Origin of the sequence: Nitrosarchaeum sp. AC2, from assembly GCF_013407385.1 — an archaeon.
Lineage (GTDB): Archaea > Thermoproteota > Nitrososphaeria > Nitrososphaerales > Nitrosopumilaceae > Nitrosarchaeum > Nitrosarchaeum koreense.
This window is the reverse complement of the sequence record NZ_CP030847.1, coordinates 398,383-421,969: the sequence shown is the minus strand read 5'-3', so window position 1 is coordinate 421,969 and position 23,587 is coordinate 398,383. Positions and strand designations below refer to the sequence as shown.

The following is a 23,587-nucleotide window of genomic DNA, read 5'->3' as shown; positions in this document are numbered from 1 at the left end:
CTAATCTGGTTTGTATTTGAATAAACCGCCAGCTTCTATTATTTTTCCAATAATGTCAGAGAAAGGTTTCATTTTGTAGGTCTTGTTTTTTGTGAGATTATTGATTTGATTTGATTTTAAATCAATGTCAATCTGATCACCTTCAGCGATATCAGAGTATGCATCCTGATCAATTTCTATAGGAAGTAAAAATGCACCATCAACTGCGTTTCTATAAAATATTCTTGCAAATGATAAAGCAAGTACTGCCTTTATTCCAGAATGAGCAAGTGCGATCGGGGCATGTTCACGTGATGATCCACATCCAAAATTTCTTCCGGATAAAATAAAATCACCTTCTTTTACTTTAGAATGAAAATCAGGATCAAGTCCTTCCATAGCATGTTTTGCAAGCTCGGCATAGTCATGTACTTTGAGATATTGACCGGGAATTATTACATCAGTATCTATATTGTCTCTTGCATATTTTATGACGTTACCTTTCATTTCAAATCCCTCGGATCAGTAATTTTTCCAGTTACAGCAGATGCTGCTGCCACAAGAGGTGATGAAAGATATGTTTGAGATTCAACATGACCCATTCTTCCTGGGAAATTTCTGTTTGTAGTGCTTATACAAATTTCATCTTTTGCCAAGACTCCCATATGTGCACCGCAACATGCTCCACATGTAGGTGGTCCTACTGTAACACCTGCATCTAAGAATATTTTGAGTAACCCATTTTCCATTGCTCGTTTGTAAATAGAGATAGAAGCAGGCAAGATTTCAGTTCTAATCTTAACTGTTCTCCCTTTGAGAATTTTAGCAGCAGCTTCTAAATCTTCATACTTTGCACCAGTGCAAGAGCCAATGTATGATTTATCCAATTCAACAGATGGAGCTTCTCTTACGATTGCAATATTTTCTGGAGAAAATGGTTTTGCAACAAGCGGTTCCATTTCAGAACCTTCGTATTCGTATATCTTTTCATATTCAGCATCAGCATCACCATGAACTAGCGTAATGTTCTTAGCTCCTCTGCTTGTAAGATAATCAACAACTTTTTGATCTGGTTCAACAATCCCATTTTTAGCTCCAGCCTCTGTAGTCATATTACACATTGTCAATCTGCTTTCTACGGACATTTCACTAATTCCACTTCCACCAAACTGCATTGTTTTGTATGCACCGCCTTCAGTGGAAATATCACCAATAATTTTTAAAATAAAATCTTTAGCCATCACATGATCTGGAAGTTTTCCATTTAGCTTAAAGTATAATGTTTGAGGAACCTTAAACCAAATCTTTCCATTTAGTAATACGTATGCTACATCAGTATGTCCCAATCCACATGCAAAAGAACCAAGTGCACCGGTAGTATTTGTATGAGAATCGCCTCCAACATACACCTCACCAGGTAATACTAGTGCCTCTTCATGAGAAAGGGTGTGACAAATTCCGTATTGACCCATACCATACTTGAAGTGTTTTTCAATTCCATAGTTTTTTGTAAAGTTAGATAGTTTAACCACATTTTCAGCAGACATTTTATCTGCTGAAGGAACAAAATGATCTTCAGCTACCCAAACTTTTGTTGGATCCCATAATTTGTCAACGTTAATTCCTTGTTTTTTTAATTTATCAAATACTTTGATCACGCCAGGTCCAGATACATCATGGACCATTACTTTATCCACATTTGCAAATATTACATCATCTGGAGCAACCCGTTGTCTGCCAGAAGCACGAGCAAGTATCTTCTCGGTAATATTCATAATCGAAAAAGCCCTTCATACAGATTAAAAGCTTTTCAGACGTATTAGGTGTAGCATAACAATAAAAAAGAAAAGAAAGAACAACGTAGATGTGTCTCTAACTGTATCACCCTTGGTTTCAGAAAGAAAAGAAGAAGAATTCGATGTCTTTGAGACATTATTAGAAACATTAGAAAAAAATGATGAAAAACTACAAGATGGAGATGTCATAGTAATATCTACTAAATTCATTTCCAATTCTCAAGGAAGACTAGTTGATCTTAACACGATAAAAGCATCAAAAGAAGGAATTGGAGTATCCAAGAAATTTCAAATGAAAGCAGAAATTGCAGAGATAATTTTAAGAGAATCAGATAAAATTTTTGGCGGAATTTCAGGATTTGTCATTACGTCAGCAGATAACATAATGGCTCCAAATGCAGGAATTGATAAATCAAATGCTAAAAAAGGAAAAATAATTCTATATCCAAATAACCCCTACATCATATCTGAACAAATTAGAAGAAAGATTTTTTTAAAATTTTTAATCCATGTTGGAATTATTCTAGTAGATAGTAGATTAATGCCATCACGTATTGGGACATCTGGTGTAGCAATAGCATGTGCAGGTATTGAACCAGTATTAGACATGAGAGCAGAAAAAGACCTTGATGGAAATCCACTGAAGGTGACATTCCAAGCAGTTGTAGATAATCTTGCAACAATTGCAAATCACAAGATGGGTGAAGCCGCAGAATCAAAACCATTTGCGATTGTTAGAAACTCCGGAGCTAAACTCACAGATAGAAAAATTAGTCCTACTGAGATGGCTATATCTCCAGATCAATGTGTATACGTTAGAGGTTTAACAAATCCAACGAATCGCTAGAAATTTTATTGGTTCTGCTTTAAATAGAGGTTTTTTCAGCACAGAATTAATGGAATATCTAACAAAATATCCCAAAACAATTTCATTTTTGGACGGATTAAAACACAGTATTAACGTAGACAGTAAAGGTGTAGAACAGCTCCATATCGTAGTTAAGAAAAGTTTTGAAGATTTAATGAAAATTTTCACATCTGAAGGATTTACCAAAGTCAAATTAGAACATAAACAACCAAATCAAATTGGAAACGGTTTGAACCTTAAACTAAAGAAGCCTTGGGAGATGCATATTAGAATGGTAGATCTAAAAAAAGGATTGATAGGAATACATGCAGAAGTTGAAGTTTCAAGAGACTATCTTCAACACCTTGTATCACAAAGAACACCTGTAATATACGAAGTAGAGGAAATAATGAAAAAATACCAAGTAGATTACAAAATATGGCACGATAAAATTAAAAAGAATGTTCACACAATTTTTGACAATTATAAAGTAAAACTTGCAACACCTAGTATTCCAGTATTCGCATGGAAACCAATGCTATTTGTAATTGGAACTGTAAGTATATTTTATCTGTGGAAATTTGTCAGTACTATCTGAGATAATCAAAAAATAAAAAGTGGATTTACTATATGCCCAAAGTTTCTTCTTTGGTTAATTCAAGATAGACTTTATCACCTACAGACAAACCCATCTCTTTGTATTCATGCATCTCAAGTTTAAGTTGGGTAACACCGCTTTGCATACCCATTCCACCCATTCCTGAGAACATTTTGTTGAGATCCTTCATCATGTCATTCATGTTGGTAAAACCCATGACCTTTGGAGCTCCAAAAGGAGATTGAGGTGATTGCATCGTTCCTTCTTTTAGATCTTTAACCGAAGAAAGAGAGACAACGACATATGGTGCGCCATCAGGAGCAGAATCAATACTTCTTACTACAAATTCCTTTTTCATAATGGGGTATTTTTTACGCTATAATTTTAATTTTGATGAGAATATATACACATCCAGTCTTGATTTGAAGCTTTAATTACAATTTTCACGATTTACAGTTGATGAGTAATGAGAATTTGAAAATATCGTTACAATATTATGGAATATCGCCTTGGGAGATTGAAGTAATTTACGGATATTTGAATTCCAGATTCATGATCAGTCAAGAAGAGATTGAAGCAAACGATGAAAATTTTGTCAGTTTTTTAAATATAGACATACCACTTGCTTTTAATGAGGAATTTTTTCAATGGTTTGATTTTAGACGCTGGGAAAAAATGAAGGCAGTATTCAAAGAGATGAAAAGACGCAGAGGTGCAGGAAATGCATTAAAGATTAACATTAATTTTTTTGGAAATCCAAAAATAATTTTTGTTATAGATACAGATGATAAACAGCTATACGATAATGCAATTGAAAAGATAGATTTTGTTTTAGAGTTACTTCCATATCATTTAGACCCAGAGAAGCTACCACCAAACGTTTTGGAAATAAGCTACAAGTTTGATCCTCAAACAGCAAGATGGCGTCTAAAAACTGCAAAATCTGAAAATAAATCATACTCGTTTAGTGGAGATCGATGGAATTAATTATTTGAGATCTTTTTGAAGTGGTTCAAGTAAACTGTGCAGTTCTTTGTATTTTGATTCTAAAAATTCTAAAGCGTCATCAAGTTTTTTTGATTTACCATATTTGTAACGAATGAGTTCACGATGATGCCAAAATGTTTTTCCATTTTCAACTGAAATGGTTGTAAAGTAATCAGTTCCTTTCAAATTATCAGGTAGTTTAACATCATGTGGAAAAAGCAATTCCACAATGAACCATTCATCAGCATCAGGATAATCTGAGCCGGTATCAACATCAAAAAACACATGAAGTAGATCAGACTGCATTAAACCATCATCATTTATGGACGGATGTTTGACTGATGATTTTTTAAAATCAAGATTGACAAGCTCTGGTTCAAAGAAACCTTTGATGATAGATTTTCTAAATATTTTATTTGCTTCGTTTATGTTCAACAGTAAGGTGATCTAAAATTAAACTAGTCTATAACTTATTAGGTTTCAGACTTGCTAAACTCTGAGGGAATCAAGGATGGATGAAACATCAGTGGTAGGTAAACCGTTTTCTGATATTTTTTGTTTTGATGGGGGGTTTTCAAGGTAATTTGGGATTTTATCAGTCAGACGGGTAGAATATTCAGAAATTATTTCATTTTGGTAAAATATTCCAATCGGGATTTTATTTCCCCATTCTAGAGATTTGATCATTGCCTGAGATATTTTTTCATTGACTTCGGTTTCATCATCATAATGTACACTATAGTCAAAATGAGTATCTTCAAGCTTGTATATTCTAGCGTGTCTCTCCATTGATTCTTCTGCCAAATCAACTCCTGCGTACCAGTCTCTTGTATTGATATCATTGTAAGTTGGGCAGGGTTGCAATACATCAAGAAATGAGAGTCCCTTATGACGAACTGCCTTTATGATTAAATCTTTGAGATGTCTGACATCATACGAATAACCACGAGCAACAAAAGTAAAACCACTAGCTACTGCCAACCCAATTGGATTTACATTATAATTAGTATTTGGTGAAGGAAGTGATTTTGTTTTCTCACCAAGTTTTAGCGTTGGAGATGCTTGTCCTTTAGTTAATCCATAAACTCCGTTATCAAATATTATGTAAGTCATGTCAACATTTCGTCTGCCAGCTGCAACAAAATGACCAGCACCAATTCCTAATCCATCTCCATCACCGCCAACTGCAACCACTGTCATCTCTGGGTTTGCAAGTTTTCCTCCCTGAGCAAAAGTCAAAACTCTTCCGTGTAATGTATGAACGCCATAAGTGTTGATAAAATGAGATGTCTTTCCAGAACAACCAATTCCAGAAAAAATTGTTGCCTTATCACGTTCTATTCCCATTTCTGCCAATGCCATTTGTAATGCATTAACAATTCCAAAATCCCCACATCCAGGACACCAATCATTATGTACATCAGTTTTGTAATCTGCTAATTTAAGCGCCATGACTTAGTACCTCTCTTTTGTTTGCCTTATTTCCAACTATCTTTTTTATTGAATCATAAATTTCAGTGCTGGTCATTCCTCTTCCAGTATATTTTAAAATAAAATAATCAATTTCTCTTGTTACATTTTGCTTTAGGATCTTACCTAACTGTCCCGAGTGATTTGCCTCAATGTCAATGATGATTTTTACATCTTTTAGAAGTGACTTGACATATTCAGCTGGGAAAGGATGAATCAGTTTCATTTGAATAAATCCGATATCAATTCCTTCTTTTTTAAGCACAGAAAGAGCATCTAAGATAGGACCTTTGGTAGAACCCCAAGAAACTATCGTAATATCATGGATTCCAAATGAAACAACTTGTTCTTCCTGTGGAACTCGCTGTAACACAAGGTCCAATCTAGACATTCTTTTATCCATCATTTTGATTCTAAGTTGAGGATCTTCTGTAATATGACCAAATTCATCAGATTCGTCTCCAGTATTCCAAAAAACGCCATTATCTAGACCCAATTTAGAACGTGGGGATATTCCATCCTCAGTAAATGCAAATCGCCTATACTCGCCATCTATTTTATCTAACAATAAACCCCTATCAATGGAAATTTTCTTTGGATCAAATCTTTTGCATGTGACAACTGAACTAGATAGAAACTTGTCCATCATATGAATAACAGGGATTTGATATACATCTGCATAATTGAAACATCGACCTGTATCATAAAAGCTCTCTTCAATATCTCCAGATGCATAAACAATTTTTGGAAAATCGCCATGTCCTGCATTAACTGCAAATAATAAATCATCTTGGCCATGTCGTGTAGGAAGACCTGTTGATGGACCACTTCTTTGATACAAAGTAATAACAACTGGAACTTCATTGATTCCTGCCCAACCTAATGCTTCAGTCATCAATGCAAACCCAGGACCTGAAGTAGATGTAGAAGAACGTGTACCAGTAAGTGCTGCACCAATCATCATACCCATTGCAGATATCTCATCTTCAGTTTGAATTACAATAGTTGAACCAGGTCTATCATTTTGGATTTCTAAAAGTTCGTTTGATTCAAGATATACACTTTCATCTGAAGCTGGGGTGATAGGATAGTATGATTGAAATCTGCATCCGCTAACCATTTTTCCAATCGAGGTTCCAAAGTGACCTTGAACAAGAATTGTGTCAGGTTGTTTTTCAGTTCCTGTTAAAGAATATGGAAAAGCACCAAAGTTTGACTTGGCATAATCATACGAGAAATTTGCTGCCTGTTTGTTAATCTCTGCTATCTGAGGTTTTTTTGAAAATATAGAGTCAATTGATAAAAGCAGAGGATCAAGTGGCATTTTGATTAACCCTAGAGATAATGAAACTGCAATGACGTTAAACATTCGAATTAATCCACGAAGTTTAGGATTCTCTGTTTTTTCAGCAAGATTTGTCAATATTTCCCTAAAAGATACAGGGTATAGATGAACACCTTTCTCCTTTGCAATCTCAAGAACACCTGCAATTGTAAATGGTTTGTTTTTTGATTCAAGTTCTTGATGTAATCGTTCTTTAAAATAATTATCAAGGGTATGTACTTCATCAGTAGTTATTTTATCAAGATCAGAATCATAGATGATTCCACCACCACTTGCAACCTCATCAAAATGTCTGAAAATTGTTTCAGCATCAAATGATGCCATCAGTGTAACGTCATTTACATTTGAACGAATTTCATGATCAGAGACTCTAACTGCAAAATAACTGTGCTCACCTTTGATATTAGAGTAAAATTCCCTCTTACCAAAAATATGATAACCCATCTCGGCGCAAACTTTGGAAAAAACATTAGCACCAGAGTCCACTCCGCTTCCCTGAGGACCACCAATTAACCAAGTAAAATCAACAGAACTCATACTGATTATTCTATTTTTTAGGCATTAATAATATGATGGATAAATTATGCTAACCACCCGTAGTTGAATCAAATAACACACATTCGCATTTATCTCGTTCACCACAATAAGGACATACACATACACATTTTTCAATAGAATTACCACATTCAATACAAATAGCAAACTCCTCAGTTTCGGATTTTGGCATCTAATTATTTAGAAAGAAATCGTATAAATGGTTTGAGACAAATATCACAAATATTGCAAAAAAAGCGAGTTTTTCTCACCAGAACATTACATAATTTTGCATTAAATGAATTAAAAAAGAAATATCAAATAGAGATTCATTCAGGAGAAATCCCAATTCCAAAAACAAAACTATTGAAAAAAATTCAAAATGTTGAGGGGTTGATTTGCTTTCCATATGACAAGATTGACAAAGAAATGATAGATGCTGCAAAAAATCTCAAAGTAATCAGCACATTCAGTGTAGGTTATGATCATATTGATACACAATATGCAATAAAAAAGAAAATTCGTGTAGGATATACTCCAGAAGTTCTTACGGATGCAACTGCAGATTTAGCATTTTCATTAATACTAGACATTTTACGTCGAGTTTCAGAAGGAGACAGAACAATTAGAGAAGGAAAATGGAGACAAATTTATGGTGCATATGACTATGTGGGGATTGATCTTCAAGGAAAGACACTTGGAATTTTGGGATTAGGCAGAATAGGAAGTACTCTTGCAAAGCGAGCAAAAGCATTTGATATGAAAATAATTTACCATAATAGAAAATCCATATCAAAAAATAAAGAAAAATCACTTGGAGTAAAATATGTTACACTAGACAAACTGATTACACAGAGTGACATTATTTCAATCCATGTTCCGCACACTAAAGAAACAGATCAGCTATTTGACATGAAAATCTTTAGAAAAATGAGAAAAACGGCATACTTGATCAATACAGCACGTGGAAAAATAATTAATGAAAAAGATCTTGCAGTAGCACTAAAGAAAAAGATCATTGCAGGTGCTGCTTTGGATGTCTATGAGAATGAACCTATTGGAAAAAAGCATCCATTGACAAAGATACAAAATATTGTACTAGTACCACACATAGGAAGTTCGACCAAAGAAACAAGGGCAAAGATGGCAAAGATCACAATAAAGAATTTAGAACTTGGCATCAATGGAAAAAAACCCATTTACTCGGTAGGATATTGACATGCCTGGATTTACGCTTAGAACTATTCATGAAAAACTGTGCAGTTTTTATACATAGAATGTAAATTCATTTCAGATTGAAAAAATTCAAGCATACAAACGAAGAATTAGAATTAGCTAAACAACAATCTGAAAAAGAAAAGAAGAAAAAACAATTACAAGAATAATAAAATTTTTCTCCTTGTCATTTTCAGACAAGGTTTTTTTTAAAATTTAATATTCATACCATATTTTTTACGTAAATTATCATAAGTTTTTTTTCTTTCAGTATCAAGAGTCATACTTTGATCATACATTTTTGTAAAAAATGCACCCAAGATACGATTTCTATCTTTATCAAAAAACTGTACGCTAAAACTAGTACGTTCTGGCTTTTGTTCCTCAATAAACTCTGCATTTTGAATCGATTCACTATTAATGTGCATGTGTGCCGGTCCATCATTGTCACCAATTGTAATCCATTTTTCTTTTTGCTTGATACTCAAAGAATTGCTTCTTATTTCAGAAACCGCTCCTGCATTTTTTATAATTAATAAAATATTGTCAATTTTCACTAGATCAGATAATACATTAAAAAGCATTACAATGCAAAGAAAAAGAAATTATTTCAATTTTTTGGATAATTGTGTATCTAATTGAACAAAATCATCGGTATCAGCATGAATGCAGTCAGTTCCAACTGCTTTTAATGCTGAAAAACTTATTTTTCCACGAGGTATTTTTTCTTCGGTTTGAAGAGATTGTATCTTTCCTGAGACTATTTGTTTATGTTTATTGCATGTAACTCCAACCATGTATTCGTCTTTTTCTACAACAACTGAAACTACAAATTCTGGTGGGTTAACACATTGCTTTCCATTTTCCATTATAGAACATCTATCAGGTAGCATACTAAAACTCTAATTTTATAAGATATTAATCTTGATTATAATATATTTAATTTAATACTGAGCGATGTAAAATGGAAAAGTATTGACACATAATTTTGATCTCGTAATTATAGGCGGCGGTATTCTTGGAACTTCAATATCGTATTTTCTTAGTTTTCTAAACAAAACAAAAGAGATTGCAATAATTGAACAAGCTCACAATGTTGCATTTCATACAAGTGGCAGAAACACGGGAAAAGTTCACGCACCATACTTGTATAATCCTGAGAAAAAAAAGATGTTTGCAAAAACATCTTTTAACGGATATGAGATGTGGGAAGAATATTCAAAATTGAAAAATTTACCATTTAAAAAAGATGGGGTGATTGAAGTTGCATTTGATGAGAAAGGACACAAAGTTTTAGAGAAGTATCTGAAATGGGGTAAACAAAACGGATTACAAGATAACGACATAAAATTAATGGAAAAAAATGAATTAAAAAAAATTGAACCAGAGATAAAATGTGAGTCGGCACTTTATGTATACAAAGATGGGTCTACTGACTATTCCAAATTAACAAATGCTGTGATTAAAGACAGTACTGATAACGGAATAAAATTACTTACAAATACCAAAGTAACTCAAATAAAAAAAATCAAAAACAAATGGAAAATTATGCTAGATAATGAACATGAGATTTTTGCAAATTATATTATAAATGCTGCAGGTGGTGAGTCAATAGACATTGCTCACAAAATGGGCATTGCAAAGAAATTCACAGATGTACACTTTAGAGGAGAATATTGGAAGGCACCAAAAGAGTACAGCAACTTGACAAAAACAAGCGTGTATTCTGTACCAGAATATCCAGATTACCCATTTTTAGATCCACATTGGATTATCAGAGTTGATGGAAGCTGTGAGATTGGACCAAATGCAGTACCAGTGTTTAGCCCATATGGATACAACAAAGTAGAGAACATCAAGGAGTTTATTCCAAAATTATTAGAGATGTTAAATTCAGGCGCAAGAAAAGCGATTTTTGATAAACAATTTCAGGAACTTGCAATAAATGAAATTCAATCTTCAATGTCAAAATCAAAAATGATAAACAGGGTTAGGCGATTCTTGCCAAAAATAGATGTTGAAAAAATAACAGAAAAAGGAACTGCTGGAATTAGATCATCGGTGATTAATGAAAAAGGTCAGTTTGTTCCGGATGTGATTTTAGAAGAAGATTCTATGTCTTTTCACATTTTGAACTATAACTCTCCTGGTGCTACAGGGGCATTACCATTTTCAGCGCACGTTGTTAATCACTTAAACAAACAAGGATTGTTTCAAAGTGAAAGTTCAGACGCACAGTGTGGTCCGTGGAGATTTAGTAAAATAATTGAAAAAATGGCATTGTAGGATTTAGTTTTTATCGAAATGACTAAAATAACGAAGAAAACACTAAAGCATTGTGAGTGCAACAAATCAATTACGAGCAGATCATGATCAAGTTAGACGTCTAGAAAAAATAGTTGCAAAATGTGCAGACGAGATTTACAAAGGAACTGAAATTCCATTCTTAGACCTTGAAAAGATCACTGTCGTAATATCAGAATTTGTAGATACAATTCACCACTCAAGAGAGGAGGATTCGTATTTTCCATGTGTTGCAAGCTATGATAATCTAAAAGAGGAAATTAGAAAATTCATGATAGAGCATGAATTTGGAAGAAACATAGCCAGAAAAATTTCAGAATATCTGAAAAAATGGAAAAGTGGTCAAGATGCAAGAGAGCCAGTTGCCAGATACCTACGAACATATTCGATATTTCTATTTGATCATCTCAATAAAGAAAACAAATTCTTTGATGATGCAGAAGCAAACGTGTTATCAAAAGAGGAGGAGACTGAGATGTATGAACAGTACAGATCAGTAATAGCAATTGTGAAAAAAGTAGAACAGATGATTGCTGAAATTGATTGGTTAGAGACAAGACCATGGTATATGAAATAAGTTATTTGAAAAATTATCAAAAACTCCTATAATAATCTCAGCATGAATCGTTAAAATTAATGATTTTAAGCAAATAAGAACAGATGAAATTTAGAAATCTTTAAGTTTTTGTTCATTAAAGTTATGCGATGGGATTTTTCGGATCAAAGAAAAATAAAGAAGCATCAAACAATAATTTAGAAAAAGAACTATCGCAAATTCTTGTCAAAGAAATAATGGCAAAAGAACTGATCATAGCACCACAATCTACGACAATATATCAAATTTCTAAAATGATGGAGCAAGGAATAGGTTCAGTTTTTGTAAAAAAAGATGCAGAGACCATGGGAATAATCACAGATAGAGATTTTGCAATTAAAGTTGCAGCAAACAAATATTCATTAGATATGACGGTAGAAAAGGTAGCATCGTTTCCTTTAGAGACAATAAGTCCAAACAAATCAATTTTAGAAGCTGCAAAACAAATGGCTGCAAAAAAAATTCGTAAACTGGCAGTATCTGAAAACAACAAAATAATTGGGATAATTACCACCAGCGATATAGTTAGACAGTTATCAAAATTTCAAAAATAAGATAATTGATTTATCTCAGAAATGGCCTAGTAAAATAATCTATGGGATATAAATTAAAGATAGTACAATAACAGATAGATGCAAAACATGAAACTAAGATGGGTTGACAGATTCATAATTGCAGCAATAATTCAAGGGGCATTAATCACAGTTATGGCCCTAGTAATTGTCACAATACAAATGATGAACAATCAAATTAACATAATTCAGTACTTATCACTGTCATTTGATGGAACTGCAAAATGGTTCTTTTTAGGAATAATATTTCATTTAATAATCATAGTTGCAGTTGCAGTTACTGCATTATTTTACAGTCATCTTGAAATCACTTTGGGGAAAAAATTTACAAAAAAATCAAACATACTAGCTGGAATACATCTTGTTGGAATGAATGTAGGTGGTGCAGGTGCAATGATGATTATGACATATGCAGGGTTGGCAGGAACAGGACTACTTTCAATTTTTACTGAAGGAAAACTTGGTCCAAAATATCCAGCAATTATGGATTCATTTATTGAACCAATTGGAGGATTTATTGCTTTTCTTGCAATAGGAGTTGTATGTGGCGGTTTAGGATTTTTAATTGCATACAAAAATAATGAAGCACCATAAAAATAAGAAAAACAATCTAAAATAATTAGTATCGGGGTAATCCATCATTCTTAAGATTCTTCCATTTCTTTTTATCAGAAATGGTATTCTGACTAAGATAATTTGGTGGATTTTCGATGGTTTTCGCCATTTTTCTTTTTCTTGCATCCATTTGTCCAGGTGTCATTTGTACTCTCCATAATTTTTTAGTGTATTTTGGAACATATTCAAAATCATAATCAAAAAGTTATTTTGTTTATCAATATATGACTATAATTTTTTGATTGTGGCATGCCTTTTACATTAACTGAACTATTTGTTTTAATTTGGATAAATTAATTTCAAAAAAATAAGTATGGCGCCGGGAGGGAGATTTGAACTCCCGTTCCCTTGCGAGAACGCGCTTTATGGTTAATTATTTCCAGGCGCGCGCCCTACCAGGCTAGGCGACCCCGGCACATGTCTTACGACAGATTTGTTTGGGAAAATTTGATTATATATTGTGTTACTTGAAATTATAAAAAATTACTTCCAAATGTTAATTGTAATTGATTTTTCTACTTTGATTCCCATAGAATCAATTCCATCTACATTAATTTTGTAAAGACCTTCAATTACTGGAAGACCGTCATTTTTCATTTGATTCCAAACGAATTCAATTTTTTCTCCTGGGTTTAGTGTCGAAATTACTGGAGATGCAGGAGGAGAATATTTTGCAATACCAAATAATCCGCTAATCTTCAAACCGTAAGAGGTATCTGAAAATGTTAAGGGGTTTGTTCCAGAATTTATTAAAATAATTTTTATTTCTTCGCCTCGCTTAAAATCGGATTTTTCAGTAACCAAAGAAAGTGAAGAACCGTCCACATACACGAGTTGATTGGTACTTTTTATTTCAAGCAAATAAAACCCAAATGAAAAACCAGCTATGACACCAACACTGATAAAAATCACAAGACTTTTTGCTAACAATTATGATTAAGTTTTTTATTTGATTTTTTAATCCTTTGGAACGGATTTTGATCTCCATTTTTTTGGATATATGTTAGGAGCCATGATAATTCGTTTTGTTTCAAAGGCATATCCTTTTGTTGCATCACGTATCTCTTCTTCTGACATCAGTGATTCTGCTAAAGCGACTGCTTCGCCCTTTTGTGTATAAATTGCAACAATGTCACCTTTTCTCAGATTTGGAGAGATTTGCAAAATTCCAGGCATTGCGAGTTGTGCACCATGACATAATGCATCAACTGCAGAGTCACGAATTACAACAGATCTGAGTTCACTTAATGCATATTCTATAGGTTTGATCATAGACATTAGTTTTGTTTCATCTTTTTTTTCTTCCCAAAGGGCATAAGCATTTGCAAGCTCATGTAACGTTACAAGACCATCTGCTTCATGAAATTGATCAACTTTTGTTCTTCGTAGTTCAATCATAGTAGCGCCTGGTCCTAAAATTTCTCCGATATCATAGTATAGTTTTCTAATGTAAGTTCCTGCTTCACATAAAATTCGTGTTAAAAGTAATCTTTCTTTTTGCTCTAGTACTTCTAATTCATAAATTGTTCTAGTTCTTGTTTGTCTTAGAACTGCTGAACGTTGTGGAGGTTTTTGGAAAATTTCTCCCCGGAACATTTCAAGTACTTCATCTAGTTTTTGTTTTGATGGAAGAGAATGAAATCGTCCTAAAGCATGGTATTCTTTTGGTCCATAAAGTAAAACACCAAGTGCTTTTGTTGCCTCCCCAAGTCCCAAAGGCAAGACTCCAGAAACTTGAGGATCAAGTGTACCACTATGACCAATTTTTGGAATTTTTAAGATTCGTTTAGTCCATGCAACAGTTTCATGACTAGTAGGTCCGGGTGGTTTATCTAAAATTATCAGACCGTAATCAAGTAATTGTTGTAAAGTTCTTTTATCATAATACGTTCCATATGCATCATCAGTAATATCCTGATCAATTACAACCAAGTTTTCCAGTTGCTTTAGAGTCATAATAATTCCCTTACAGTTTCTTTTGCAATATTAATTACTTGAGTCGCATTAAGATTGTCAGTATCAATAATTTTATCAAATACAGAGATATCATTTCCAAAATCAAAATCATATAATTTTTTATACAATGCACGGTTTTTGTCGTATCTTATCTTTGTAATCTCATATGCTTCCTTTGAAGTCATGTTGTCTCTAGTTTGCATTCTTTGTGAACTGCTATCATGTGAGCCTGATAACCAGATTTTAATGCCGTCATCGACTAGCCATGGCAAAGTATAACTTGTAATTACCATCCCACCTTTCTTGAAAAGCTGAATTAGTTTATTATCAACTTTCTTATCAAATTCGGAATTATTCTCTCTTTGACTGAGAAATTTCATTCCATTTTCAGTATCCCACCAATCATCACCAACTGCATCAAAACCTTCCTCTTTTGCCATCTCTTTTAGAATGTCACCACCGCTAAGATATGTTAATTTGAATTCACTAGCCAATCCTTTGGCAACAGTTGTCTTTCCGACAGCTGGCGGACCAGAGATTACAATTGATTTGGTCAACTGAGATCCATTGATGTTTTTGTTAGTTTCATAATAATGCCACTAAAAGCAATTGATGAAAGAAAATACCAAGCCCAAAGATACAAAGCGTTTTCTTTAGTACATATGTTTTCTATATCTGCTGCTTGTTCAGCAGTACATGTAAGCTGAAAAAATTCTCCCGGTATAACGTTTAGTGATATTGGAGATAATGCAACAATGTGTGAGAATAGAACTGGAAGTACTAGGTAAAATATCAAAATTAATGGAACAAATGTAATCATCATTGGTCTCATGTTCATCTGCATCATCTCCATTGACATCTTGTTCATGTAAGATGATTTTTTGCTTAGCTCGTTAATTTTTGCTTGATCTTTTGAACGCATTGCAGCCATTCTCTCTTTTTGCCAAGCACGTGTCTCTTTCATGATTCGTTTTAATTTAGTTTGATCAACCATCTTTTTTCTAACTCCAGCATTAAAGACATTTAAAATAATTCCAAATCCAGCAACGCAAAATGCTGATAAAATTAATCCTTTGATAATAGGATCATCGCTTCCCAATGCACCATGACCTCCGCCAAGAAAATCAAACATACCACCTTCTTGAAGAAATACTGAATTCAAAAATAATAAAACAGAATCTAGAGCCATTTTACAATCCTATAGTCCTGATTATTTTTTCTGCAACTTCATCAATCATTCCTTCTCTGTTGAGCACATGTTTTACTGGGGAGCCTGAGATTACAGCACACGCAGATATCATACCAGATTGAACGTCTAATTCCTTTTTAATATTATCAATTGAGATATTATCTCTAGTTCTAGTGATATCTTTCATTCTTCGATTATAGATTTCCTCAGGTTTTGCAGAAACTGATACAAAATTGGATGGTTTAAGAATCTGCAAAACATGTTCTGGCAATCCTGGATAGTATCCCTCTGGAGAGTTAATAAAAGCATGAGTATCGATAATTACAATATCTTCATTTAGTATTGCAAGTTTTTCTGCAGCTATTTTTTGTAGATTTTTTTGTTGAGATAGTGGTAATTTTCTTAGCTCATCTCTATCTGTAACACCATTTTCTTTTGCAACATCAAACATGATACTTCCAAAGCTATGAACACTTACACTTTTGTTATTTTTTTGTAAAATCTCAACAATTTTTTGCAGTAAAGAAGTTTTTCCTACTCCAGGTATCCCTACCACTACGACTTTTCTACTTTCTACCAAGTAAAGCACCTAGACGTGGCATTACAACTTCGACTTGTTCTTTTACTAATTGAGTGTAATAGTTGATGAGAATATCTACCATAAGTAAAATTCCAATTCCAGAACCGAAAACTCCCAGAACATCAGATACTCCTGCCAACAAACCCAAGATTATTGAACCGATAATTGTAACAGATGGAATATACTTTGCAAGCAATGCCTCTACTGGCGCATTTGATCTTCTAAATCCAGGAATTTGTACATCAGCATCAAGTAAGTTTTGAGCTGCGGTCTTTGACGATAAACCACCAAGCTCAACCCACAATCTACCAAATACAACTACAATTCCTACCATAAACAAAACGTATCCTACAGCTCTTGTTGGATCTAAAACTGCAACTTCTAATCCTCTTGGCGGAGTAATGTAATAGATAATTCCACCTATAGGCGTAGACGGACTGGTAGGGTCAAACTGTGCTACAAAGTTCATAAACGCGTTATTGTTTCGCGGGTTAAAGTTTGCCCAAAACATTTGGCCTAGAAATACCGCGTTTGCAGTAAGTGCAGATGCCAAAATTACTGGAATGTTTGATACGTACATTAGTTTAATCGGATATACAGCTGAAAAACCTCTGTACTTTGTAGATACAATTGGAATTTCAATCTTCATTCCTTGGGTAAATACCAAAATCAAAAGAATTCCCGCTGTCAAAAATATTCCAAAGACACTTGGAAGTTGATTTGCACGGAAAAATACATTTGATAAATCACCATTCATAATTGACTGACCGACATATGGAAGTATACCAATAGTTCCACCATCGCCAGCTGGTAGAGGACTGAAGAGACTCCATAAGATTTGTTGAGCTACACCAGCCATAATGAATAAACTAATTCCACTTCCAATACCCCATCCCTTCTGGATAAGTTCATCTAAGAACATGATTATGATGGATGCGGCCATAAGTTGCCCAATCATTACATACAAAACGTACGGTTCTGGAACACCTGGTCCATAAACTGCTATAGCATAGACTATGGATTCAGCAACAATTACAACATATGTTACAAGCTTTGTTGCAGTTTGAAATATTCCTCTCTCTTCTGGTTTCTTAAAATCAAATTTTAGGATATCAGAACCTCGAAGTAATTGCATCAACAGACCTGCTGTAACTATTGGTCCAATTCCTAACTCAACAAGTGTGCCTTGTTGTGATGCAAAAATAACTCGGGCAAATTGTAGAAAATCAAACTCTGGTGCAGTTGCTCCAAATAATGGAGTCTGACCCATTACCATGTAAATTAATAATGCAACACCACACCAAAGTAATCTAGTTTGTAATGGAATCTTTTTTTTCGGTTTTGGGACTTGAGGAATATATGGTTCTGCCTTGAAAACAACTTTTCTAATTAGATTAGTTACCGTACCCTCAGCCATTCTCAGATAACACCTCTCCTCCTGCAGATTTTACTTTCTCTTCTGCAGATGCAGTAAATCTGGCTATTTTGACGGTATATGCGTTAGATATTTTACCGCCGCCTAGGAGTTTGTCATAACCGGCTGCTTCAAGGTCTATGACTTTCTTTCCTCCTTCTTCTTTACCAAATTTTGCGAATAGATCATCGAGATCACGGACACTTGCCCATTTTCTCGTGATGATTGGATGAGGTGGGTGAGTAGAATCGTGTCCAAAATGATCTGGAACCTCTTTTAGCAAAGTACTAAAATGATATTTGTGTAGTCCAGCAATTCCTAGTCCGCCTTTGTGACCACTTGCACGATGTTGACCTACTTGTCCCCAACCCATGTGACGTCCGCCTCTTAGTTTTCTTGTCTTTCGTAATCGTGTTGCCATGTTACATCATGTTCCTCACTAATTTTGGAAGATCGTTGTTGTGTCCTAAGACTCCTTTTTGTCCATACATCTTTTTTGTACTTTTCTTGAAACCAAATCTTGGTGGAGATAATGCAAACCAAGGTTTTAATGGTTTTAATTTAGATAGAGTTGCTTTTCCTTCTGCAAGTGCTGCGCCAAGTGCATCAGAACTTTCAAATCCTAATTCTTTAAGATCTGCTGAGGTAATTTTCTTGTAACCTTCTTTTCTTGCTTTTTTATCGATTAGTTCTTTTGCCAAAGATGCATCAATTTCAATCCAAGTAACATAGTGTTTTACTTTGTTTAGCATTCCCAATGTGTTATCTTTTGCAGGTAAGATAGTTGCTCGATATTTTTTATCTAATTTTAGCAATGTCATTGTAGTAGTTGCCCAATATGGACAGTCTGCTTGACCTTTAATTCGAACTACAAGATATGCGCTACCCATTTAACATCAACCCTGACTAAATGTCTGCTTTAAGCAGTCCAAAATAGCTTTTGAAGTAGAGTTCATCGTTGGAGTAGAACCCTTTGCAGTTGTCCATGCGTCTTTAAGACCTGCCAACTCTAGTAATCGTTTAATTTTACCACCAGCAACCAATCCCAATCCACGTGGTGCTGGAATAATTTCAATTGTAACACTTCCACCTTTTCCTCTAATCTTAAATGGAACAGAATGTTTTTCGTCACATCTACATTCCCAACTTCCACATCCTAGTTTGATTGGACTAACATTTAGTAGTGCTTGGTTTGTTGCTTTTTCAATTGCAATTCTCATTTGTTTTGATTTTCCTTGACCGATACCAAGGTAACCATTTTGATTTCCTGTTGCAACAATAGCTTTGAATCTTGTTGATTGACCGTTTGATGTCATCTTTTGAATAATACCAACATCAATTACTTCACTTTTCAAATCAGGAAGTAATTTTTTGATAATACCTGCTTCTTGAATTCTTAAACCGTCTTGAATAATTTCTTCAATAGAATTAATTTCGCCGGATGCAACTTTTTTTCCTAAAATTGTTTTTGGAATCCAAACTTCTTCTTCTTCTTCTCTTCTTGGTCTTCTAGATTGTCCATTGGTTGGTTTTCCACCACCGTAAACTTTTTGTCCACCTCTGCCACCAGGTCCACCTCTGCCACCAGGTTTAGTTTGTGCAGTTTGACTCATTTTTATTTGACCTCGCTATCAATAGCAGATTTAATTTTTGAAGTGTCATTTTTTACTGTAAGATGTTCGCCATTGATTCTCTCTTCTGGTGGAAAAGTTTCTGCACCTGCAGGCACTTTAAGTCCTGCATCTACAACACCTTTTAGTGCAGCTGCCATTCTTTGTGTATATTTTCTAGTACCAGTGTATAGTACTGCATCTTTTGCTCCCTTGCCCATTGCTTTCTTTCCAGCAAGATAGCCAGTAAGATATGCAGCAGGAATACTTTTTCTTGAGCCCTTCCAACCTTTTTTTAGCAAATAATTAGAGTGAGCAGAAGCGATTACCTTATCGCCAGTCATGCCAGGCTTTACAATTTGGACTTGAGTATTTTCATTAGTAATATTTACAGTGATAAAATCGTGCTTACCTATCAGTAGAGTTGAACGTTTTTTATAATTAGTTTTTTCCTCTCGCAGTCTTCTGAGGATGTTTGAATAGGCCATCTATAGAACACGAGTTTGAAACTGCTCTTATATACGTTAAGCGCGAATTATTGAAGCAAGTAAAGCCTTTTGAGTATGGAGTCTATTTTCTGCCTCATCCCATACAACTGATTGAGGTCCATCAATTACTGATGATGTAACTTCATAATCTCGTTTTGCTGGAAGACAATGCATAAAGATTGCATTACTATTGGCGTGATTCATCAATGAATCGTTGATCTGATATTTTGGAAGAAACTTTTTGATTCGTTTCTGATCGTTGTTATGAATTGAAGTGTATGTATCAGTAACTACTACATCAGCATCTTTGATTGCCTTTATTGGATCAGTTGTTAGATCTATCTCAATTGACTTTGCAGATTCTTTCAGTACTGATTTGTCTGGTTCAAATCCTTTAGGTGTTGCAATAGACAGCTTTGCACCAGATAATGCACATCCATAAATCATAGAGTTGCACACATTGTTTCCATCCCCGATCCAAGCAATCTTGAGTCCATTGAATTTTCCTTTCTTCTCTTTTATCGTCATAAAGTCAGCTAGAATTTGACATGGATGAAATGAATCAGATAGTCCATTAATTACTGGAACACTAGAAGAGTTAGATAATTTTTCAAGTAAATTATGATCATAAACTCGTGCCATGATACAATCTACATATCGAGATAATGTCTTTGCAGTATCTTCTATTGTTTCGCCTCGTGATAACTGCATGTCTTGTGATGAGAGATTAATAGCATGTCCACCAAGTTGAAACATTCCGGTCTCAAAGCTTACTCGTGTTCGAGTTGATGGCTTTTGGAAAATCATTGCAAGTGTTTTGTTCTTTAGCAACGGCTTGTTGCCTTTTTTTAATTCTTTTTTTAAAACAATTGAATAATCAATTAATGCGACAAATTCTTTAGGGAATAATTCTGCCAAAGTGAGTAAATTTTTAGTTTTGAGTTTCATTTCTTGAAGAATCCAAATACACCTCTTTTCTTTTTAGACTTTTCTTCTTCTTTATCTTGTTTGTGCTTGGAATCTGTCTCTTGATCTGATTCTTGTTTCTTTTCTTCTCCAGGTTTTGGTCGTCCCTGCTTAATCCATTGACGGATTGCATTGCCAAGTTTTGTTGCCTCATCATCATTTTCTGGCGGAGTAATATCATACAAGTCGGAATATTTTGTAATGTCTTTGTCTGCAATTCCTTCAAATGGATCATCTGATTCAATTTGTTTTGGTTCTGGTTTAGGTTCTGGTTTAGGTTCTGGTTTTATTACTTGAACTGGTTTTAATTTTGATTCTGGAATTGGTTCTGGTTTTGATTCAACAATTGGTTCTGGTTTTGATTCAACAATTGGTTCTGGTTTAGGTTCTGGTTTTGATTCAACAATTGTTTTCTCAACTAATTCTTGTTTTGGAGTTTCTTTTCGATCTACGCCAGATAAGGAACCAAATACAGTTTCTAGAAAGATTTCTTTGTCAAACGGTTTGAGATCAGAATATTCCTGTCCAACTCCAAGGTATAACACTGGAGTAGATGTAATTTTAACAATAGAAAGTGCAGCTCCACCACGTGCATCAGCATCACTTTTTGTGAGAATTGAACCGTTAAATTTGACATGCTCAAAAAATTCCCTAGCTTGATTTACAGTATCATTTCCAGCCAGAGAATCACCTACAAATATTTTAAAATCAGGATTTACTACTTTAGTAATTTTAGCAATCTGCTCCATTAAATTTTTGCTTGTTTGCATTCTTCCAGCAGTATCAATTAGTACGCAATCCATTTTGTGAGATTTTGCATAAAGAACCGCATCTCGGGCAACTGCAGCTGGATCAGAATTGTAATTTTGTGCAACTAGTTTTAGATTCAAACGATTAGTGTGTTCGCGTAACTGTTCAATAGCTCCTGCCCTAAATGTATCAGCAGCTGCAACTACCACAGAATATTTTGCTTGTTGTAACATGTAAGCTACTTTAGCTAATGATGTAGTTTTTCCAGTTCCGTTAATTCCTACAAATAAAATCAGAAACGGCTGAACAGTTTTCTTTTTTTCGTTAATCAACTCAAAGAGATCAACTGTACCTGCAGCATCAAATAAAGACGATATATTTGAGATCAAGCTGTCTTTGACAAACTTTTCAATCTCTTTTTTGTCTACTTTGGAACCCAGTAACTGAGTTTTCAAATCTGATTTTATTGTATCGATGACTTCGCTTGCAACATCAGATTCCATAAGAGAAATTTCTAATTCGTAAAGAATTTCTTCAATGTCTTTATCGTTTAGTTCTTTTTCCCCAAGACTTTTCGCTGCATTTGAAAATGCATTACGAAGTTTATCAAACATTATTTTATCCTGAAAGATCTTCTGATGTTTGTTGCATGAGTTGATTCATTTGCTCTTTGCCTTGTTCCAATCTAGCCATAGCATCTTGTTTTCGCGCAGTAGTGTCTTGTATAGCAACTTCAATTTCTTTTATTCTTGCTTCAAGATAGTTTATTGAAGAATCATAAGTTTTTTCCATAGCAATTCCAGCTCCCACATTCAAAATTATTTTATTGGATGATGAAATTTTTGTCTGTACATAAGTTCCCATTCCAATTGGTACCAAACTATCAGAATCTGGTTTTTCGCGAAGTGCTTTGATAGATTCAATTGCAGATATGGCCTCTCGTAAGACGTTAACAAGTGTAGCTTCACGTTGTGATAAATCTCCATAGTAAGTCTCAAGCATTTGGAGTTGCTGCATCAAGTGTTGGGCCTGTTCTTCACTCATTTACAACAAACAACCCTGAGATGGTTATAAATTCATTCATGGAAATTACTCTGAAAAATAAATCAGATTAAAAAATGATGATAATAAAAAAAATAAAGATAGAACTTTATTTTACTTTGGAGTATCTGTTTTCTACTTCATCCCAATTAACTACATTCCACCATGATGAAATGTAATCTGGTCGTTTGTTTTGATATTTCAGATAGTATGCATGTTCCCAAACATCACAGCCCAATAATGGAACTAATCCTTCTGTTCTTGGACTAGTTTGGTTTGGCATAGATTTGTACTCAACCTTCTTTGTTGAAGGATTGTATACTAACCATCCCCAACCACTTCCTTGAATTACTGCAGTAGTGGATGAGAATTTCTCCTTAAAGGCTGCAAAGTTTCCAAAAGAATTATTGATTGCATCCGCAATTGCTCCTCCTGGTTCACCGCCTCCTTTTGGTTTCATGTTGTTCCAAAATAGCTTGTGGTTATCATAACCACCACCATTGAAATTAACGGCACCACGTTGTGCTTCCGGTACTTGGTTGATGTTAGACAAGATGTCTAAGATATCTTTACTTTGTACATCAGCAGGGCAACTTTCTAGTGCAGCATTTAATTTGTCGGTGTATGCTTGGTGATGTTTTGTATGATGAATCTCCATTGTTTTTGCGTCAATATGAGGTTCTAATGCATCATAAGCATATGGTATTTGTGGAAGTGTGTATTTTCCCATAGAAGT

32 protein-coding genes and 1 tRNA gene are annotated in these 23,587 nt (G+C 34.3%); 8 read left to right on the top strand and 25 right to left on the bottom strand.

Annotated elements, in window-relative coordinates; translation table 11 throughout:
- Both leuD and DSQ20_RS02405 read right to left on the bottom strand, forming a co-directional pair.
- The gene (leuD, locus tag DSQ20_RS02410) at window positions 1-486 is read right to left on the bottom strand and encodes a 3-isopropylmalate dehydratase small subunit (RefSeq protein ID WP_179365897.1); all 486 of its coding nucleotides are present in this window, start codon (window positions 484-486) and stop codon (window positions 1-3) included.
- Window positions 483-1,754, bottom strand: coding sequence for a 3-isopropylmalate dehydratase large subunit (locus DSQ20_RS02405; protein WP_179365896.1), 1,272 nt, complete (start codon window positions 1,752-1,754; stop codon window positions 483-485). The genes leuD and DSQ20_RS02405 overlap by 4 nt, the downstream gene beginning before the upstream one ends.
- Window positions 1,755-1,845: 91 nt before the next feature.
- On the opposite strand from DSQ20_RS02405, the gene DSQ20_RS02400 reads away from it, so the two are divergent.
- Together DSQ20_RS02400 and DSQ20_RS02395 are read left to right on the top strand one after the other, a co-directional pair.
- Window positions 1,846-2,622 carry a coenzyme F420-0:L-glutamate ligase gene (locus DSQ20_RS02400; RefSeq protein WP_179365895.1) on the top strand — a complete coding sequence of 259 codons (777 nt, stop codon included), beginning with the start codon at window positions 1,846-1,848 and terminating at the stop codon, window positions 2,620-2,622.
- Window positions 2,623-2,671: 49 nt separating this feature from the next.
- A complete protein-coding gene (locus DSQ20_RS02395; protein ID WP_179365894.1) occupies window positions 2,672-3,220 on the top strand; it encodes a hypothetical protein in 549 nt (182 codons plus the stop codon).
- 28 nt (window positions 3,221-3,248) lie between these two features.
- On the opposite strand, the gene DSQ20_RS02390 is transcribed toward DSQ20_RS02395, so the two are convergent.
- Window positions 3,249-3,578 (bottom strand): hypothetical protein, encoded by a 330-nt coding sequence (locus DSQ20_RS02390; protein ID WP_179365893.1) that lies wholly within the window; start codon window positions 3,576-3,578, stop codon window positions 3,249-3,251.
- 101 nt (window positions 3,579-3,679) lie between these two features.
- On the opposite strand from DSQ20_RS02390, the gene DSQ20_RS02385 reads away from it, so the two are divergent.
- Complete coding sequence (locus DSQ20_RS02385) at window positions 3,680-4,207, top strand: hypothetical protein (RefSeq protein WP_179365892.1); 528 nt, start codon at window positions 3,680-3,682, stop codon at window positions 4,205-4,207.
- Here the strand turns inward: DSQ20_RS02385 and DSQ20_RS02380 are convergent, their stop codons facing one another.
- Genes DSQ20_RS02380 through DSQ20_RS02365 form a run of 4 tightly spaced genes read right to left on the bottom strand, consistent with a single transcriptional unit; the run spans window position 4,208 to window position 7,749 of the window.
- Window positions 4,208-4,642 carry a hypothetical protein gene (locus tag DSQ20_RS02380; RefSeq protein ID WP_007549815.1) on the bottom strand — a complete coding sequence of 145 codons (435 nt, stop codon included), beginning with the start codon at window positions 4,640-4,642 and terminating at the stop codon, window positions 4,208-4,210.
- Between the two features lie 54 nt (window positions 4,643-4,696).
- Entirely contained in the window at window positions 4,697-5,659 is a 963-nt protein-coding gene (locus DSQ20_RS02375; protein WP_048109417.1) for a 2-oxoacid:ferredoxin oxidoreductase subunit beta, read from the bottom strand.
- Entirely contained in the window at window positions 5,649-7,559 is a 1,911-nt protein-coding gene (locus DSQ20_RS02370; RefSeq protein WP_179365891.1) for a 2-oxoacid:ferredoxin oxidoreductase subunit alpha, read from the bottom strand. Before DSQ20_RS02370 ends, DSQ20_RS02375 begins: the two co-directional genes overlap by 11 nt.
- Before the next feature lie 49 nt (window positions 7,560-7,608).
- Window positions 7,609-7,749, bottom strand: coding sequence for a hypothetical protein (locus DSQ20_RS02365; protein ID WP_007549812.1), 141 nt, complete (start codon window positions 7,747-7,749; stop codon window positions 7,609-7,611).
- A 53-nt stretch (window positions 7,750-7,802) separates the two neighbouring features.
- Between DSQ20_RS02365 and DSQ20_RS02360 the strand changes: the two genes are divergently transcribed.
- The gene (locus DSQ20_RS02360) at window positions 7,803-8,774 is read left to right on the top strand and encodes a D-glycerate dehydrogenase (RefSeq protein WP_179365890.1); all 972 of its coding nucleotides are present in this window, start codon (window positions 7,803-7,805) and stop codon (window positions 8,772-8,774) included.
- Between the two features lie 206 nt (window positions 8,775-8,980).
- Here DSQ20_RS02360 and DSQ20_RS02355 read toward each other — a convergent pair whose 3' ends face one another.
- Both DSQ20_RS02355 and DSQ20_RS02350 read right to left on the bottom strand, forming a co-directional pair.
- Window positions 8,981-9,355 carry a ChuX/HutX family heme-like substrate-binding protein gene (locus DSQ20_RS02355; RefSeq protein ID WP_179365889.1) on the bottom strand — a complete coding sequence of 125 codons (375 nt, stop codon included), beginning with the start codon at window positions 9,353-9,355 and terminating at the stop codon, window positions 8,981-8,983.
- 21 nt (window positions 9,356-9,376) lie between these two features.
- Window positions 9,377-9,664, bottom strand: coding sequence for a hypothetical protein (locus DSQ20_RS02350; protein WP_179365888.1), 288 nt, complete (start codon window positions 9,662-9,664; stop codon window positions 9,377-9,379).
- An 82-nt stretch (window positions 9,665-9,746) separates the two neighbouring features.
- On the opposite strand from DSQ20_RS02350, the gene DSQ20_RS02345 reads away from it, so the two are divergent.
- From DSQ20_RS02345 to DSQ20_RS02330, 4 genes are all read left to right on the top strand, one after another.
- Window positions 9,747-11,057, top strand: coding sequence for an NAD(P)/FAD-dependent oxidoreductase (locus DSQ20_RS02345; RefSeq protein WP_179365887.1), 1,311 nt, complete (start codon window positions 9,747-9,749; stop codon window positions 11,055-11,057).
- 52 nt (window positions 11,058-11,109) lie between these two features.
- Window positions 11,110-11,652, top strand: coding sequence for a hemerythrin domain-containing protein (locus DSQ20_RS02340; RefSeq protein WP_007549807.1), 543 nt, complete (start codon window positions 11,110-11,112; stop codon window positions 11,650-11,652).
- Between the two features lie 128 nt (window positions 11,653-11,780).
- Complete coding sequence (locus tag DSQ20_RS02335; protein WP_179365886.1) at window positions 11,781-12,224, top strand: cyclic nucleotide-binding/CBS domain-containing protein; 444 nt, start codon at window positions 11,781-11,783, stop codon at window positions 12,222-12,224.
- A gap of 87 nt (window positions 12,225-12,311) precedes the next feature.
- On the top strand, window positions 12,312-12,836 hold the full coding sequence (locus tag DSQ20_RS02330; RefSeq protein ID WP_179365885.1) for a hypothetical protein: 525 nt from the start codon (window positions 12,312-12,314) through the stop codon (window positions 12,834-12,836).
- A 25-nt stretch (window positions 12,837-12,861) separates the two neighbouring features.
- Here the strand turns inward: DSQ20_RS02330 and DSQ20_RS02325 are convergent, their stop codons facing one another.
- The 16 genes from DSQ20_RS02325 to DSQ20_RS02250 all read right to left on the bottom strand — a co-directional run bounded on the left by DSQ20_RS02325 (window position 12,862) and on the right by DSQ20_RS02250 (window position 23,581).
- Window positions 12,862-13,002, bottom strand: coding sequence for a hypothetical protein (locus DSQ20_RS02325; protein WP_179365884.1), 141 nt, complete (start codon window positions 13,000-13,002; stop codon window positions 12,862-12,864).
- A gap of 169 nt (window positions 13,003-13,171) precedes the next feature.
- A tRNA-Ser gene (locus tag DSQ20_RS02320) sits at window positions 13,172-13,272 on the bottom strand.
- A gap of 68 nt (window positions 13,273-13,340) precedes the next feature.
- Window positions 13,341-13,787, bottom strand: coding sequence for a hypothetical protein (locus tag DSQ20_RS02315; RefSeq protein WP_179365883.1), 447 nt, complete (start codon window positions 13,785-13,787; stop codon window positions 13,341-13,343).
- A gap of 27 nt (window positions 13,788-13,814) precedes the next feature.
- Window positions 13,815-14,813 carry an RNA-guided pseudouridylation complex pseudouridine synthase subunit Cbf5 gene (locus tag DSQ20_RS02310; protein WP_179365882.1) on the bottom strand — a complete coding sequence of 333 codons (999 nt, stop codon included), beginning with the start codon at window positions 14,811-14,813 and terminating at the stop codon, window positions 13,815-13,817.
- Window positions 14,810-15,370 carry a cytidylate kinase family protein gene (locus DSQ20_RS02305; protein WP_179365881.1) on the bottom strand — a complete coding sequence of 187 codons (561 nt, stop codon included), beginning with the start codon at window positions 15,368-15,370 and terminating at the stop codon, window positions 14,810-14,812. The genes DSQ20_RS02310 and DSQ20_RS02305 overlap by 4 nt, the downstream gene beginning before the upstream one ends.
- Window positions 15,367-16,002 (bottom strand): EMC3/TMCO1 family protein, encoded by a 636-nt coding sequence (locus tag DSQ20_RS02300; protein ID WP_179365880.1) that lies wholly within the window; start codon window positions 16,000-16,002, stop codon window positions 15,367-15,369. The genes DSQ20_RS02305 and DSQ20_RS02300 overlap by 4 nt, the downstream gene beginning before the upstream one ends.
- Window position 16,003: 1 nt before the next feature.
- Window positions 16,004-16,591, bottom strand: a complete 588-nt coding sequence (locus DSQ20_RS02295; protein ID WP_255458301.1) for an adenylate kinase — start codon at window positions 16,589-16,591, stop codon at window positions 16,004-16,006.
- Window positions 16,569-17,999 (bottom strand): preprotein translocase subunit SecY, encoded by a 1,431-nt coding sequence (gene secY / locus DSQ20_RS02290; RefSeq protein WP_179365878.1) that lies wholly within the window; start codon window positions 17,997-17,999, stop codon window positions 16,569-16,571. Before secY ends, DSQ20_RS02295 begins: the two co-directional genes overlap by 23 nt.
- Complete coding sequence (locus DSQ20_RS02285) at window positions 17,992-18,417, bottom strand: uL15 family ribosomal protein (protein WP_179365877.1); 426 nt, start codon at window positions 18,415-18,417, stop codon at window positions 17,992-17,994. The genes secY and DSQ20_RS02285 overlap by 8 nt, the downstream gene beginning before the upstream one ends.
- A gap of 1 nt (window position 18,418) precedes the next feature.
- Entirely contained in the window at window positions 18,419-18,886 is a 468-nt protein-coding gene (locus DSQ20_RS02280) for a 50S ribosomal protein L30 (protein WP_179365876.1), read from the bottom strand.
- 6 nt (window positions 18,887-18,892) lie between these two features.
- Window positions 18,893-19,609, bottom strand: a complete 717-nt coding sequence (locus DSQ20_RS02275) for a 30S ribosomal protein S5 (RefSeq protein ID WP_179365875.1) — start codon at window positions 19,607-19,609, stop codon at window positions 18,893-18,895.
- Between the two features lie 2 nt (window positions 19,610-19,611).
- Complete coding sequence (locus DSQ20_RS02270; protein ID WP_179365874.1) at window positions 19,612-20,094, bottom strand: 50S ribosomal protein L18; 483 nt, start codon at window positions 20,092-20,094, stop codon at window positions 19,612-19,614.
- Window positions 20,095-20,130: 36 nt separating this feature from the next.
- On the bottom strand, window positions 20,131-21,042 hold the full coding sequence (gene argF / locus DSQ20_RS02265; protein WP_179365873.1) for an ornithine carbamoyltransferase: 912 nt from the start codon (window positions 21,040-21,042) through the stop codon (window positions 20,131-20,133).
- Window positions 21,039-22,424, bottom strand: coding sequence for a signal recognition particle-docking protein FtsY (ftsY, locus tag DSQ20_RS02260; RefSeq protein ID WP_179365872.1), 1,386 nt, complete (start codon window positions 22,422-22,424; stop codon window positions 21,039-21,041). Before ftsY ends, argF begins: the two co-directional genes overlap by 4 nt.
- A gap of 4 nt (window positions 22,425-22,428) precedes the next feature.
- Entirely contained in the window at window positions 22,429-22,854 is a 426-nt protein-coding gene (pfdA, locus tag DSQ20_RS02255; protein WP_048109401.1) for a prefoldin subunit alpha, read from the bottom strand.
- Window positions 22,855-22,960: 106 nt separating this feature from the next.
- A complete protein-coding gene (locus DSQ20_RS02250) occupies window positions 22,961-23,581 on the bottom strand; it encodes a superoxide dismutase (RefSeq protein ID WP_179365871.1) in 621 nt (206 codons plus the stop codon).
- Window positions 23,582-23,587: the final 6 nt, after the last annotated feature.